General features: G+C 67.2%; 10 protein-coding genes and 1 tRNA gene. 4 read left to right on the top strand and 7 right to left on the bottom strand.

The annotated features are described in order from the left end of the window. Positions 1–197: 197 nt before the first annotated feature. The 3 genes from ABFX50_RS19250 to ABFX50_RS19240 form a co-directional block, all read right to left on the bottom strand. Positions 198–2168: a chaplin family protein gene (locus ABFX50_RS19250; protein ID WP_346148162.1), complete on the bottom strand. Its 1971-nt coding sequence runs from the start codon at positions 2166–2168 to the stop codon at positions 198–200. A gap of 180 nt (positions 2169–2348) precedes the next feature. Beyond that, on the bottom strand, positions 2349–2873 hold the full coding sequence (locus ABFX50_RS19245; RefSeq protein ID WP_346148160.1) for a hypothetical protein: 525 nt from the start codon (positions 2871–2873) through the stop codon (positions 2349–2351). A gap of 167 nt (positions 2874–3040) precedes the next feature. Further along, entirely contained in the window at positions 3041–4315 is a 1275-nt protein-coding gene (locus tag ABFX50_RS19240; RefSeq protein WP_346148158.1) for a M20/M25/M40 family metallo-hydrolase, read from the bottom strand. A gap of 108 nt (positions 4316–4423) precedes the next feature. Here ABFX50_RS19240 and ABFX50_RS19235 point away from each other — a divergent pair. Then, positions 4424–4509 (top strand) — tRNA-Leu (locus ABFX50_RS19235). A gap of 364 nt (positions 4510–4873) precedes the next feature. Here ABFX50_RS19235 and ABFX50_RS19230 read toward each other — a convergent pair. From ABFX50_RS19230 to ABFX50_RS19220, 3 genes are all read right to left on the bottom strand, one after another. Continuing rightward, complete coding sequence (locus ABFX50_RS19230; RefSeq protein WP_346148156.1) at positions 4874–5050, bottom strand: hypothetical protein; 177 nt, start codon at positions 5048–5050, stop codon at positions 4874–4876. A 79-nt stretch (positions 5051–5129) separates the two neighbouring features. Then, positions 5130–6242: a hypothetical protein gene (locus tag ABFX50_RS19225; protein WP_346148154.1), complete on the bottom strand. Its 1113-nt coding sequence runs from the start codon at positions 6240–6242 to the stop codon at positions 5130–5132. Positions 6243–6549: 307 nt separating this feature from the next. Next, the gene (locus tag ABFX50_RS19220; RefSeq protein WP_346148152.1) at positions 6550–7017 is read right to left on the bottom strand and encodes a DUF6010 family protein; all 468 of its coding nucleotides are present in this window, start codon (positions 7015–7017) and stop codon (positions 6550–6552) included. 322 nt (positions 7018–7339) lie between these two features. Here ABFX50_RS19220 and ABFX50_RS19215 point away from each other — a divergent pair, with 322 nt between their 5' ends. Beyond that, positions 7340–8311 carry a GlxA family transcriptional regulator gene (locus tag ABFX50_RS19215; RefSeq protein WP_346148150.1) on the top strand — a complete coding sequence of 324 codons (972 nt, stop codon included), beginning with the start codon at positions 7340–7342 and terminating at the stop codon, positions 8309–8311. An 830-nt stretch (positions 8312–9141) separates the two neighbouring features. Here the strand turns inward: ABFX50_RS19215 and ABFX50_RS19210 are convergent. Further along, entirely contained in the window at positions 9142–10305 is a 1164-nt protein-coding gene (locus ABFX50_RS19210) for an ice-binding family protein (protein ID WP_346148148.1), read from the bottom strand. A 2617-nt stretch (positions 10306–12922) separates the two neighbouring features. Between ABFX50_RS19210 and ABFX50_RS19205 the strand changes: the two genes are divergently transcribed. Next, a complete protein-coding gene (locus ABFX50_RS19205; protein ID WP_346148146.1) occupies positions 12923–14380 on the top strand; it encodes an MDR family MFS transporter in 1458 nt (485 codons plus the stop codon). A 313-nt stretch (positions 14381–14693) separates the two neighbouring features. Beyond that, positions 14694–15263 (top strand): hypothetical protein, encoded by a 570-nt coding sequence (locus tag ABFX50_RS19200; protein WP_346148144.1) that lies wholly within the window; start codon positions 14694–14696, stop codon positions 15261–15263. Positions 15264–15266: the final 3 nt, after the last annotated feature.

Here is a 15266-nt window from a genome sequence, read left to right as displayed (position 1 = left end):
AAGCATCCACCTCCACCCGCACGGCGGAGTCAGGGTCAGGGCCGCGACGAGTCGCTGGGTGCGGGCGGAACGTCTGTGCTCCCTTTGCGGGAAACGGGCTTTGCCCGCCCCCTGGATGGGAGCGGGCAGAGGGTCCTCGGCTACTCACCCGCCGGCTGCGGGCGGTGCCGTACCGTGGTCAACCGATGCCGCGCCGCCTACTTCTTGCCGAAACGCAGACGGCGGGTCGTCGCGAACAGCGTCGCGGAAGCAGCGAACATGGCGCCCATGACCAGCGCGAACAGCGAGTTGGAGTTCATCCCCGTGACGCCGGCCGGCTGAGCGGCGCTCATCAGGCCGAGGTCACCGACGGGCAGGGCGCCGGTGGCGGAGCCGACCGCCCCGCCGACCGGGGTCGAGGAAACGAGGTCGGTGGCGGGGCCGAGGGCCGAGACGGGGCTGTTCGAGGCGGGAGTCGCCTTGCCCTGACGCTCGGTCGGCGTGGCGGGCTGGCCGGGCAGACCGGGCAGACCGGGCAGGCCAGGCAGTGCGGGCAGGCCGAGCGTGCTGGTGAGGTCACCGACGACGGGCAGCGCGGGCAGCCCCGAGCCGCGCATCTGCTGGGTGACGTTGCCCACATCCTTCAGCCCTGCCATGGCGGGGACGACAGGAAGAGCGGGGAGCAGACCGCTGGCCTTGGAGTTGGCGACCTTGCCGCTGGAACGCGTCCAGTGGTCGTACCCGTGGTCGTGCTCGTCGACCGGCTTGCCGACCCGGGCGCCACCGAGGCACCCAGCGGCGGCGTCACCCAGGACGGCCACCGCGTTGCCGCAGACGTTGACGGGAGCGGTGATCGGCGCGACCACCTGGTTGCCCGCGAGGACACCGGACCTGCCTGAGGTGGTGTTGCCGCCACCGCCCACGCCGTGCTTCGGAGAGACGCTCGCCCCGCCCTTGCAGTGGGCCTCGGCCAGGCCCAGCGCCGCCACGGCGTTGCCGCAGGCGTTGATCGGAGCGGTGATCGGCGCGATCACCTGGTTGCCCGAGCCGACGCCCGACTGGCCGGAGGTCCTGTTGCCGCCCGCGCCCTTGCCGCCGTTCTTGACCGAGACGCCGCCCTTGCACCCGGCGAAGGCCTGGCCGGCGAGCGCGACCGCGTTGCCGCAGACGTTGACAGGGGCGGTGATCGGCGCGATCACCTGGTTGCCCGACAGGACGCCCGAGCGGCCCGAGGTGGTGTTGCCACCGGCGCCGCTGCCCGCGGCGGTGTTCTCGACCGTGCTGCCGCCCTTACACCCGGCGGGGGCGTTGCCCACGGCGTTGCCGCAGGCGGTGATCGGCAGGCTGATCGGCGCGATCACCTGGTTGCCGCTGCCGGCGCCGAAGCGGCCGTCGGTGTCGTTGCCCGAGGAGGCGAGGCGCCCCGGGCCGCGGTGATAGCCGTGACCCGGCCTGTCGCCGCCGTTGGTGACGCTGGAGCCGCCCTTGCACCCGGCGAAGGCCTGGCCGAAGACCGCGATCGCGTTGCCGCAGATGTTGATCGGGCCGCTGATCGGCGCGATCACCTGGTTGCCGCCCAGGACGGAGTTCCGGCCCGAGGTGGTGTTGCCGCCGGCGCCCACGCCGGTGTTCTTGACGGCGGAGCCGCCCTTGCACCCTGCCGTGGCGTCCCCGAAGATCGCCAGCGCGTTGCCGCAGGCGTTGATCGGCGCGCTGATCGGCGCGGTGACCTGGTTGCCGCCCAGGACGCTGCTGTCGCCGGAGGTCCTGTTGCCTCCCGCGCCGCCCTTGCCGGTGTTCTTGACGGTGGCGCCGCCCTTGCAGCCCGCCTCGGAGCTGCCGAACAGCGACAGCGCGTTGCCACAGGCGTTGATCGGAGCGCTGATCGGCGCGTTGACCTGGTTGCCGCCCAGGACGCTGCTGTTGCCAGAGGTCTTGTTCGGGATGCCGCCGCTCTGGCCGACGTTCTCGACCGAGGCGCCGCCCTCCGAGTTGGCGGTGGACTCGCCGGCCGCGGCGACGGAGTTGCCGCTGATGTCGACGGGAAGTGAGATCGGCAGGTTGACCTGGTTGCCGCCGCCGATGGAGGAGTCTCCAGAGGTGTCGGCGACAGCGGTGCCGCTGCCGAAGGACATGACCGCTACCGCGAGCAGAGCCGCAGGGGTCGATGCCTTAGCCCACGTACGCATGATGAATGCTCCTAGTGGTTCTTGGGGGGAATACCTGACCTGGTCGCGGGCAGCCGAGGCCGAGCGAGGTCCTCTGACGACCACGCACAGCGGGGAACTCGGATACGCGAACCAGCAATGACTGATGTGTCACACGCTCTGCGGAGGGGACTCAGCCCACGCTCCTGCTCTTGAGCGGAATCAGTCAGGTGAGAAAGAAGGGTCGTCCGCTGCTGTGCGGAAGACCGGGGGCAGCACGCACGCCAGGGGGGCGCGCTGAGCCGTCTCACGCGGGTCGATGACGGACCTCGCGATGTCCCCCATGCCAGGCCCGAACGGGCCGTTGCCTCCGCCGTTCGGCGCCAAGCCCTTGGCGCCCATGCTCTTGCCGACGGAGGAAGGTGCGGGGAAGCCGGGCTTCGACTGGCTGGTGAGCCCGTCCACTTCAGCCCCGGCCATTGCCTCGGTGTTGTCCAGCACCAGGGCGGCGCCGTCTGCCGTGGGGAAACCGGCGACGGATTGAGAGGTGTCGGCTCCTGTGGCCGCGGTGGTCTCCGCGGCTGCCGGAGCTGCTGCGAGCAGCCCGAAGAGCATGGCGAGCAGCCAACCGGCGACCAGCAGGCCGCCTACCGTGAGTGCTCGTGCGATGACCGGGCGGGCGCCGGCCGCGAACCGCGCCATCCGGGCGGCCCGATCGGTGGTCGCACGCTCTTCGAAGACAGCCACGGGCACGCGCCGAGCAGGGAGGGACTTCGCCCTCCACCGCTGCACCGGCATGCGTGCCACGTGACCTCCCGAGCTCCAGAACCGACCTCACATGTGAGGCCAGTCCGTGGACTCACCCCTCAACGCTCGGTAACCGTAGCAGTACTCAAGGTGGTCGCAAGGGCTTTTCAGGAGAGAGCTAGGAATCGGTCAAGCACCCTGACCCCGAACCGGAGCGAATCGACCGGCACCCGCTCGTCCACCCCATGAAACATCCCTGAGAAGTCCAGGTCGGCAGGGAGCTTGAGCGGCGCGAAGCCGTACCCGGTGATTCCCAGCCTGCTGAACGCCTTGAGGTCCGTCCCCCCTGAGAGGGTGTACGGCACGGCGAGCCCGTCGGGGTCCTCCTCGGTGAGCGCCTGCGCCATCGCCCGCACCAGCGGCCCCTCGAAGGCGAACTCCAGCGCCACCTGATGCTGCACGAACTCCCTGGTGACGTTCGGACCGAGCAGCTCGTCGATCGTGGCGAAGAACTCCTCCTCGTAGCCCGGCAGGAACCGCCCGTCCACCACGGCCTCGGCGCTCTGCGGGATGACGTTGGCCTTGTAGCCGCCCTGGAGCATCGTGGGGTTGGCGGTGTTGCGGAGCACCGCGCCGATCATGCGGGCCAGCGGGCCGAGCCTGTCGATCTCGTCAGGGCCTATCTCCAGCTCGTCCAGCAGGCGCTTGACCGTGGGCGTCAGCCGTACGGGCCATTCGTGACGGCCGATGCGGGCGACTGCGTCAGCGAGCTCGGTGACGGCGTTGTCGGCGTTCAGCATCGAGCCGTGGCCCGCGCGGCCCTTCGCCCTCAGCCGCATCCACGCCATGCCCTTCTCCGCCGCCTCGATGAGGTAGAGCCTCCTGTCGCCGAGGGAGACGCTGAAGCCGCCGACCTCGCCGATGGCCTCGGTGACCCCCTCGAACAGCTCCTTGTGGTTGTCGACCAGGAAGTTGGCCCCGTAGGCGCCGCCCGCCTCCTCGTCGGCGGTGAACATCAGCACCACGTCGCGCGGAGGCCGCCTGCCCGAGCTCGCCCACTGCCTGGCGACGGCCAGGATCATCGCGTCCATGTCCTTCATGTCCACGGCGCCCCTGCCCCAGACGCACCCATCGGCGATCTCTCCGGACAGCGGATGGTGCCGCCAGTCGCCGGCGTCGAACGGCACGACGTCCAGATGGCCGTGCAGGAGCAGCGCCCCTCTGCTCGAGTCCTCGCCCTCGATGCGGGCGATCACGTTGGCCCTGCGGTCGTCGCTCTCGAGAATGCGTGCCTCCAGGCCCACCTCTTCGAGCTTCTCGGCCACGTACTCCGCAGCCTGCCTCTCGCCGGGGCCTGCGTTGTCTCCCGCGTTCGTCGAGTCGATGCGAATGAGGTCTCGGCAGAGGTCGACGACCTCGTCCTCGCCGGTGCGCCGGGTCATGCGGACTCCTTCGATCGGGTCTTGAGGAATCACGGTATGACGCACCCCGCAGAGTTTGCTAACCTTACTGAGCCGACGCGGGATGACGGTCTCGCGTGCAGGCACCAAGTCCGGGTGGCGGAATAGGCAGACGCGCTAGCTTGAGGTGCTAGTGCCCTTTGCGGGGCATGGGGGTTCAAGTCCCCCCTCGGACACAAACCGGTAGCCTATGGGGTCCTGGTCGCACGAAGTTGCGACCAGGACTTTGTGCTTTCCGGGGTGGTAGACGAGCTTCAGTCCCAGTTCTGCGTAGACCTTGGCCTTCCGTACTGGGTCGGCGCTGGAGAGCACTCGCACCATGCTTCCCAGCCGGATGATTAGCCGCGAGTTCGTCTCACCGCAGCTTCGGCTGACGCGGAGCACGCGAACGGCTGAGTTGACTCTGCGCCGCAGTCTTCCGAGCCTGTTCCTCCTGGATCCATCCAGCGATCAGTTCCGCGTCAGCACCGGCCTCCAACGCCGCGCGATGCTGGGCGAGCAGCGCTGTGTTCTTCTGCCGAGACAGTTCGCTTCTCCGGCCTACCAGTGGAAGGCCCTGACACGGGCTGCCGCCGGGATCGCCCAGGTGTGCAGGTGTCCGGCGATCCGCAGCAACGGTCCGGCCATCAGATAGGCGCCCACAGCGAGGCCGTAACCGAGGTAGATCCACTGGCCAACGGTCAGGAGCTTGATACCCGCGACGAATGGATACCACAATGCGCTGAACTCCGGCGTGTAGAAGCAGATCGGAGCCTCATAGTGGCCGGCCCCGTCAGGCCAGCAAACCTTGGGAACGTCAACGTCTCCGAAAACCGCCCCGTTGAGTCCAACCCAAATCGACAGTCCGAGGACCACGACCGTGACGAGGTCGGACAGGGCCGAGGCATCCGACTGGTAGCAGCGTACGGCTAGCGCGAACGCCGCGGGAATCGCCGCGAACAGCAGATACCGCGGTCCCCAGAACGATGCACCGCTCCATGCCCAGTACATCCCGTAGAGCAGGAGCAGACCGATCACGAACGCCAGCCATAGATCGTAGAGCTGCCGTCCGGCGGCCAGGCGGCGCAGGCGCTGCCTGACGGGCAGGAACAGTCCGGGCGCGAAGAAGAGGAGGCCTTTGCCAAAGGAAGATGAGCGACAAAGCCCCGAAGAAGATCGGATAGCTGAGGCCTGGTAGGCCTGAGTACGGCATGATCGTGCGGCGCCCGTGGTTGTCGGCCTCATATCCGGTCGCGAGCGGACTGCCACGCCTCAGCCACGACTCCGCCATCACCAGCGCGACCGCCGCGCACACCGCCAGTACCCAGCGCAGTCGTCTGACGTCCCAGATCCACTTGGCGGTCATCAGGGCCATCGCGGGCAGAGCGGCGGGGGTGCTGGCGACCCCCACGGCGACCGTGAGCCATCCCGACCGCGTTCTGCCCCTGAGGAGCGCAACTGTTCCGATGAGAACGAGGATCGCGGTGAAGACCTCGCCGTTGTATCCCAGCTGGTGGTGGGCGAACATCGACGCGAAGACCAGCAGCAGGATGAACCGTCGTAGGAGCGGCCGGGGCAGCCGGTCACGCAGCGCGAACCAGACGAACGCCACTCCCCCCATGAGCAGAAGGGGGTTGTAGCGCAGTGTCCACCAACTCGGCGCCTCTACGAGCTTGCCGATCAGCCAAAGCGGCGTCGAGAACAACGGTCCGATCATCGAGTATTTCTCTTCCGGCACGGTCCCCTGCGTGAGCAGATCCGTCAGCTGGAAGTAGCGGATCGAGCCGTCACCCCACTCCAGACGCGGCAGGAGGAAGAGCATGCCGACGAACCCTGCGATGATCAAGCCTGTCTCGACCCTGGCGGCCAGGCGATTGTCTTCCTTGGCAGGCTCGTGGACTTCTGGACGCTCTTCAACTCTGATGCTCACGCTTCAGACCATGGCTGGTGGCCGCTCAAGAGAAGCCCAAAGACACGGCCCGGCATCATCACAAGGCGGCTGGTAACCGGCTGGAGCGGGCAGGCGCGGCACACCAAGCCGGACAAGCGCTTGTGCCTGCCGTGCGCCCGCTCGCAAGGCGATCAGCAGGACGTCACGGGGACACTCGGTCACTTGACCCACCGGCTCATGCCACATGATCTCGAAAGAGTTTCCAAGCTGACTGTGTGCACCAACGGGTCGTGGTCACTCCAGGTCCAGCCACGGATTGCCCTGCTCAAGCAGATAGGCGAACGGTTCAACACGCCCCGCCGGACGTGGCATTCGTACCGGAGGTGGCCTGAGTACCGGAGGTGGCTGAGGTCGCGGGTTCGCGGGAGAAGCGGGCGCGGATCCAGCCGATGACGGAGGGCCCGCCCGCGAAGCACCACAGCGCGATCACCGGGTCGCAGATGGCGCAGCCGAACGAGGAGTGCTCGGCGAAGGGAAGGATCGGGGCGCCCTTGAGGTGGTGGATGACGTCCCACACGGTGTGCAGCAGCCAGCCGACGCCGATCCAGGCATAGCTGGTCAGTCCCCGGTAGGCGACGTACGTCATGATGATCGGCAGCACGAACTCCGCGTAACCGAGCCCGCCGCCGCTGAGGTAGGCGGCGCCCGCGCCGGCCACGATCACGGCGTTGACCGTGCGCCGGTGCGGCTCGGGGATCAGGGAGATGAGGGTGACGGCGATCAGGCCGATCAGGATCGGCATGAGGATGGACATGAGATGCGGCGTACCGTTCTGCGAAACGTGAAGGGAAGGAGAGGGGGGCGCCGCCAGACTAGGACGACCGCCCCCGCCGCCCCATGGGCTGAATCGACAATTTCCCACGGGTTCCCGCCACCGGCCCTCTCGTAGGCGTCGGCTCTCACCTTCGGCACCGCCGGCCGGCCACGAAGGCCCGGGCGGGGCGTCCGGGCCGTCCCCCTCGACAACGCGGCTTCGGCTGGGGGCTGGCGGTCCCGACGCGCTGCTTCCGGCGGGGCGTCTGGGCGGTTCCCGACGTACTGCTTCGGGCGGGGCAGTGGCCGCTACGGTGTCCGTCATGCACACGATCGCCGTCCTGGCCCAGGACCACGTGGTGCCGGCCGACCTGGCCACGCCGGTCGAGGTGTTCGGACGGGCCGCCCTCGCCGACGGGCGCCGCCCGTACCGGGTCCGGGTGTGCGCGCGGACGCCGCAGGTGACCAGCGAGGCGTTCACGATCGTCGCCCCGTACGGGCTGGAGGCGCTGCGCGAGGCCGACACCATCATCGTGCCGGGCCGCTCGGAACCGGCCGCGCCGCCCGACCCGGAGGTGCTCGCGGCCCTGCGCGCGGCGGCGGCCGGCGGCACCAGGATCGCCTCCATCTGCGTGGGCGCCTTCACCCTCGCCGCGGCCGGCCTGCTGGACGGGCTGAGCGCCACCACCCACTGGACGGTGGCGCGGCGGCTGGCCGAGGCGTACCCGCTGATCGACGTGCGGCCGGACGTGCTGTACGTCGACAACGGCCAGATCCTCACCTCGGCCGGGGCGGCAGCGGGGCTGGACCTGTGCCTGCACCTCATCCGCCGCGACTTCGGCTCGGCCGTGGCCGCCGACTCCGCCCGGCTGTCGGTGGTGCCGCTGGAACGGGAGGGCGGGCAGGCGCAGTTCGTCACGCACGCCCTGCCGCCGGTGCCCCGAGGCTCGCTGCTGGAGCCGGTGCTGGCGTGGATCGAGGAGCACCTCGCCCAGGAGATCACGCTGGCGGATCTGGCCGCGCGCAGTGGGCTGAGCGAGCGTACGTTCAGCCGCCGCTTCCGCGAGCAGACCGGCACCACGCCGCTGCAGTGGCTGCTGCGGGCCAGGGTGCGCCGGGCGCAGTTCCTGCTGGAGAGCACCGACCACGGCGTGGAACGGGTCGCGGCGCAGTCTGGGTTCGGCTCGGCCACCGCCTTCCGCGAGCGCTTCAAGCGTGTCGTCGGGGTCACGCCGCAGTCCTACCGCGCCTCCTTCAGATCCGCCGGTCCTCGTGCGGGCGGCGCCCGGAACTGAGGGAGGGGCAGACCGACACGTTCATTGTCGCGGTCTCCCCAGTAGAACCAGCGGAACGACAGCTGCACGAAACTCGGCGAGGGCGGAACCCACGATCCATCACGTCCAGCGCGTTTGGGCGGTCTGCTGGCCGCACTGCGGGTCTCCGGCCGGTCGCGGCCAGCACCGCCCACGCGCCGATCGCCGCGACGGATCACCTGAGCCGGTCGAAGTCACTACGGAGAACGGCAAGCCAACCGACGTACGGGCCGCAGTCAGTGACCGTCAGATCTTGCCTTCGGCGGGGACGTCCGGCCCCGAGATGGTCATCTCGCTTTGGGCGGCCTGGTGGGGTGGCCGAGTGGAATCCTGATCACCTTGTACGCCATTGACCCAGGCAAGCGCAGCAGACCGACTCCGCGGGTCGACAGCAAACGAGGCGACCAGGATTTTGCGAGAGCTCTGGATCGAGAACGACCTGGACGAACTTTGGTCGCGCGGACCTTCGACCTCCCTGCACGTGTGGGCTGCCCAAGAAGGCGATGGAGTGGACTACGCGGCGGAAGATCGCCGAAGTCCGCCGAGTGGATGGGAAATTCGGAAGCGGTACAAGAGCGTCCGATGTGATGAGAGCCGCACGTTCGGTGGAGGACGGCGGTTCAGCAACACGAACCAGCGGCACCCTCGGCAGCGCGCCCTGAGCCGACCGCACGGTGCCAGTTCACGAAGAGATGCCGTTCTTCTTGCCGTCCGGATCCAAACGCCGAACGGCGCAAGGCCCCGCCTCCGGTTCCAGAGGCGGGGCCTTGCGTGATTCTCAGTCCGGCAAACGGGCCGGAACACCTAGCCGGTTAATCATCGGTATTCCATGATCCGGCCGGGATCGGAGCCCACCATGGGCGTAGCTGCTCGAGGCCGGGAATCTGAGGGCCGGTCGGGAACGGGCGCCACCATGGGCGACCCGGCTCGAGGCCGGGCATGTGATAGCCGGGCTCGTCATCGGGCTCGTCATCACCAGACGTCGGATAGCAGGGCTCGTGATGGTCGGCCTTGTGATCATCGTGCTTCGGATAGCCAGGCTTGTGATGGTCGGCCTTGTCATCATCATGCTTCGGATAGCCAGGCTTGTGATGGTCGGCCTTGTCATCATCATGCTTCGGATAGCCAGGCTTGTGATGGCCGGGCTTGCAAGGCTTGGTGGGCTTCGGAGTCGGTGTGATCGTGGGCGAAGCCGTGGGCGAAGCCGTCACCGTGGGCGAAGCCGTCACCGTGGGCGAAGCCGTCACCGTGGGCGAAGCCGTCACCGTGGGCGAAGCCGTCACCGTGGGCGAAGCCGTCACCGTGGGCGACGGACTCACCGTCGGCGTGTCGCATTCAGAGACGGTGAAGACGTTGCTATCGAGGGTGACTGAGCCGTTACGGGCCAGTGCTCGGCCGTCGACAGTGGTGTCTGTTGTCACCGTAATCGATGTCAGAGCAAGGATGTTGCCCACGAAGTGGGAGCCCGTTCCCAGCGTCGCGGAGCTGCCCACTTGCCAGAAGACGTTGCACGCTTGAGCGCCGTTGATCAGATTGACATTGCTGGCTGATGCGGTGATGAGCGTCGAGGCGATCTGGAAGATGAAGACGGCGTTGGGATTGCCCTGGGCGTCGAGGGTGAGCGTGCCGCTCAGTGCCAAAGGCCCTGAGGACTGGTAAACGCCTTCAGTGAGTGTCTGACCGACGAGGTCGCCGGAGACGGTGGCGGTCGGAGCTCGGCCGGCGGCGTCGTTGTATGCGATGACCAAGTCGGATTGTGCTTGGGCTGCGTGGGCATCGTTTTGGTGCACCGTCCCGAGCACTATGCCGGGAGGGAACCCGGTTATTGCGGTACCCGGACTCACGCCCAGGTCTCTCCCGAGGATGGTGGGCCCGGTGTTGGTGACCGATTGCCCACCCAGAACCGAGTAGCTTTCCGTAGTTCCCAGGTCGACTGGGGCTACTTGTGCGGCACTCTCCCTGGATTGCGCAACCATAAGCACACCTAGGACGAGGAGAATCGCGAGTCCCGCTGCCACGCGGGAGAATCCAGGCCGGCTAAGAATGGTGTGCATAGAGATAGCTTTCATTCAGCACGTCAGTCTCCTATGTAAGGGCATCGGATACATCCGGCCCGTCACGCCCGCAGAGGGCGAAGACGTCCGACTGCGCGAGTCATCACCAACCGAACATGCCCCCCGTAGAGCGATTGGTGGTTCGGAAGCCCGAGAGCCTTACCTCGCGATTCGCCACACTATCCAGAGAAGTCCACAATTGCGGAATGCCGACCGCTAAAACGGCATATAGTAATCGCCAAATTCTTGCCTGTCGCCCTTAGGACACTTATGGGCGATTTCAGATACTTCGCCCTCTTCGGATGTTCGCAACACTACCAAAAGGGGCGTTTGCCACTTTAGGTTTAAAAGCCATCAAATGCCCCCATTAAGCCGGGCACGCTGATGTCGATGAGAGAATGGACGTGTCATTGACGTCCTGCCGGGAGCCACGCCCACGCGTGTAGCCATCCGCTGGAGTCACCGGATGGCCGCCAGGCATAGTTGGCAAACCCACCAGCAAAGGGGTCGTTTCCCCCTACCTGAAGGCGCAGCAGGCGCTAATCTGCCGACCGCAGAACTGCGGCATGAGCCACATGTGTGGTCACCGTGGCGAACCGATGCCAACGCGGACAGCTTTTGACCGTCTCCTGCGGCGATCATCCTGACAAGAGAGATCGACCCTGCCAGGTCGTCTCCACTGCTCCTCCGCCTGAGCAGCGGGACCGCCTCTCAGGACTGATCGGCGCTGAGGTTGCCTGCCAGGGCACTGATGAGCAGATGGTCCGCACTCCCCGGGGAGCGACGGGTGCCAAGTTCAGCGAGACGAGGTCGCGGACCATGGTGAGAGTGCCGGTGGCTTCGCCACGGCAGGGGTCAACCGCGGCGGAAGCGGGGCTTCCGGCGAGCAATGGCAGCGACACGTGCGACGGTAGCTGCGGCCAGCGCGATTGGGCGGTGCATGCGACGCATGCGTTGGCTGGTTCCTTCCGGTGGTAGCTACCGCCGACTTTGTCTCTGATCATTGACCGTTACTCAACACATCTCACCGAAATCCGGAACGAAGTCACTTGACGAACGCCCTGCGAGAATGGCAGCAGCGCAGATCTGTTCGGGGTTCAGCTCACGTCGGCCCCCGCAGCACACCGGCGACGACCTTTCAAGCTAGAACAAACACATGAACCTGCACCGCGCGGCGTGCGACTCCGTGGCCCGACAGACGCGTAGATGCCGTGTACCGATCAAGACTTCTACCGGGCCAAAAGCGGCTCTATACCAGTTGAATGCCTCTATCGCTTCGAATCATCCGTAATACCTGGTCCAATACATCAATTACGCCGTCCCCCTGATATTGTTGATAACTCAAGTCGAGTCCAGGATCGTCGAACAGTACAAAGCCTCCGCTGATGCATCTTCACATCACGATGAGGACGAGCCGATAGCGATCCTGTAGTACTTCAAATCTCTTCTCAAAGCTTCTGACCTGCCTGCACTGATTCCATCGGTAGGTTCTGACCTCGTGATTGGGGCGGACCGGCAGTCAAGTGCGGCGCATGAAGCCGGACCAGCGCTTGTGCACGTTAGTGCGCCCGTTCGCAAGGCGATCAGCAGGACATCACGGGAGCTCGTGGTCACTTGACCCGCCGGCTCATATGGCATGATCTTGAAGGAGTTTCCAAGCTGACTGCGCGAAGCAACGAGTCGGGGTTACTCCAGGTCCAGCCATGGATTGTCCTGCTCAAGCAGGTGGGCGAACGGTTCAACCCACCCCTCCGACACCAACCTACGAAGTCCCGGGTCGCATGAACTCGCGATTAGGACTTCGTGTTGTGAGGGATGAGAGACGGCCTTCAGACCGAGCTGCACGTAGATCTTGGCTGGCGGATCGGGCAGGCCCACCCCAGAACGGACTCCCCGTTCGCGCAGAGACGCGGCCAGGCGCTCACGGTCGATGGGCCGGCGTCGGTTCTCCACGGCCGCGCGGCGGCGGGCGGGGTTCCGATCGCTTTCGGCCGTCTGCGGTCCCGTGGCCTCGCACTCATACATCGCGGGAGGGGCGCTTCGTGCGCCGTGGTCGCTGGTCGCCGGTCGCCGGTGGCCGGTGGCCGGTGGCCGGTGGTCGGTCGCCAAGGGATGGTCGGTCGTCCAGCCTTTCAACGGGGTTCGCTCCAGCGTCGATGACCTATGCCAAGCGCTGTTCCGCCTGGCTACCCGCACCGAATGGATGTGACGGACAGCGACGGCGAACGAACTCCGCCCAGCCCCCGACGTCGGCGCCAGGGATCAGTCGCCAACCTGTTCGGGTCGTCCGGGCGTGTGCTGTGCGAGGTGTTCGCCCAGGCCGTGGAGCGGAATGGGCCCTGCTGCGCGATCTGAAGATCGTCTCTGCCGCGGGTGAAAACCGGGTGACATCTCACCTCACTTGCCGCAAGGTGGACGCGGTCGTCGCGTTTTTGTCGGTGGCGCCAGTCAGTATGTGCATGGCCATGACCGATCGTGCGATTGAAGGCTGGGACACCAGCCACGACCACGTTGTACCAACAACCCGGATCGAGGTTCCGTGTCCAGCCCCCTGCTCGACTCACCTGCCACCCCCACGGCGACCGTTTCAGGGCGCACCCCGCCCGTGATCTGGCTGCTGGTGCTCGCCACGTTCGTGGTCATCCTCAATGAGACGATCATGATCAACGCGATCCCCCAGCTGATGGTCGCGCTGCACATCACCGAGCAGACCGCGCAGTGGCTCTCGACCGCCTTCATGCTGACCATGGCCGCGGTCATCCCGATCACCGGGTGGTTCCTGCAGCGGGTGTCCACCCGCCGCGCGTACGCCACCGCGATGAGTCTGTTCCTGATCGGCACGGCGTTGGCCGCCGCCGCGCCGACGTTCGAGGTGCTGCTGGGCGCCCGCATCATCCAGGCGTCGGGGACCGCTGTGATGATGCCGCTGCTGATGACCACCCTGATGCAGGTGGTGCCCGAGTCGGACAGGGGCCGGGTGATGGGTAACGTCTCCCTGGCCATCTCGGTGGCGCCCGCGATGGGTCCGGCGATCTCCGGGGTGATCCTCCAGTTCGGGCCCTGGCGTCTGCTGTTCGCCCTGGTGCTCCCCATCGCCGCCGTGATCACTTGGAGTGGCCTGCGGCAGCTCAAGAACGTCGGCGAGCCCCGGATCAGCACCATCGACTGGTTCAGCGCGGCGACCGCCGCGGCCGGCTTCGGCGGCCTGGTCTACGGGCTCAGCCACTTCGAGAGCGGCGACGTCCGCGTGGCCGCCGCGATCGTTGCGGCCGGCCTGATCACCATCGCCGTCTTCGTCTTCCGCCAACTGAGGTTGCAGAAGCGCGGCGCACCGCTGATGGACCTGCGCACCCTGCGCCACCGCACCTACACGGTCGCGCTGATCCTGATGTCGGTCTCCTTCATGGCGATGCTCGGTTCGATGATCCTGCTACCGCTCTACCTGCAGAACGTCCGCGGGCTCAGCGCCCTGCAGACCGGGCTCCTCGTGATGCCGGGCGCCCTCGCGATGGGGCTGCTCGGTCCGACCGTCGGCCGCCTGTTCGACCGGTTCGGCGGCAGGGTCCTGGTCATCCCGGGCGCGATCGGGATCACGCTCGCGCTCACGGGCTTCACCCAGGTCACGATGACCATGCCGTTCTGGCAGCTCCTCGGACTGCACGCGCTGCTGATGGTGAGCCTGGCCGCGACCTTCACCCCGGTCTTCACCCTCGGGCTCGGAGCGGTTCCCCCGCACCTCTACTCTCACGGCAGCTCGATCCTGAGCACCCTGCAGCAGGTCGCCGCGGCCTTCGGCACCGCGCTCGTGATCACCGTGATGAGCGCGCGCGCCGATGCACTGAAGTCCTCGGGAGTCACCGACGCGCTGGCCAACCTCGAGGGCATGCGACTGGCCTTCATCATCGGCGCGGTTCTGTCCGTGGCTGTGGTCATCACCGCCCTGCTCCTGCCGGCCCGGGCGGACAACGCCGGCGAACTCAAGGGAGCCGCTCACTGAAGTCGGCGTGACGGCAGCGCTTGTCCGTCACGCCCGGTCGAGGAAGTCCGGCTGACGGCAGCGCTTGGCCCCGTCACGCTGGTCGATGAAGTCGGTGTGACGGCAGCGCTTGTCCGTCACGCCGGTCGATGACGTTCGGGGTGACGGCAGCGGTTGTCCGTAACCCCGCACAACGTCACCCCCACAACGTCACTCCGTCCCGCACAACGTCATCCGGCTTCGGCTCGCAGCGGGTGAGCACGGCCCGTCCCCCTCATGACCTGGCGTGAATCGCACGTGGTGACAGGGGCGTGGGAAGTGGCACCATGTGCGGGTGCATGTCGGTCGGCCTGTTCTGCGCGCCATACGCGCCACGGTGTTCGCCGTGGTCTGCGTGCTGGTGTCGGCGGCTCTGCACGTGCTGGCGGGCGGCGTCGCCGTACGACCGAGCACCCTGGCCGGTGCCGTGGCGCTGACCTGGGCCGGAGCTTTCCTCCTCGGCCGTCGCCAACGAGGCGTGGGTGTGCTGCTCGTCGCGTGCTTCGCCGCGCAGTACGGCATGCACCATCTGTTCACCGCCGGTGTGGCGGCCCCACCGCCCGCCGCGCCGGTCCACGCTCACGGCACCAGCGGCCTGGGCATGCTGCTCGTCCACGTCGTGATCGCCGTCATGTCGTCCTGGTGGCTGGAGCGGGGCGAGTCGACCCTGGCCACCATCCTCCACCTGGCGGTCACGTCGCTGGGTGCGCTGTGGACAGGACTGCTCATCCTCGCGGGTGGTCTGGTCACGCCGCGCGTGCCGCGCCGTCCTCGGGCAGATCACGAGGCGGACCGGCTGCGGCGCATCCTGCTCGCCACCGGTGTCCGCCGGCGCGGACCTCCCACGCTTCTCTCCGTTCTCTGACCG

This window comes from Nonomuraea recticatena (assembly GCF_039533245.1).
Lineage (GTDB): Bacteria > Actinomycetota > Actinomycetes > Streptosporangiales > Streptosporangiaceae > Nonomuraea > Nonomuraea roseola.
Note: the sequence above shows the minus strand (reverse complement) of the source record. Positions and strands in the feature narration are given on the sequence as shown.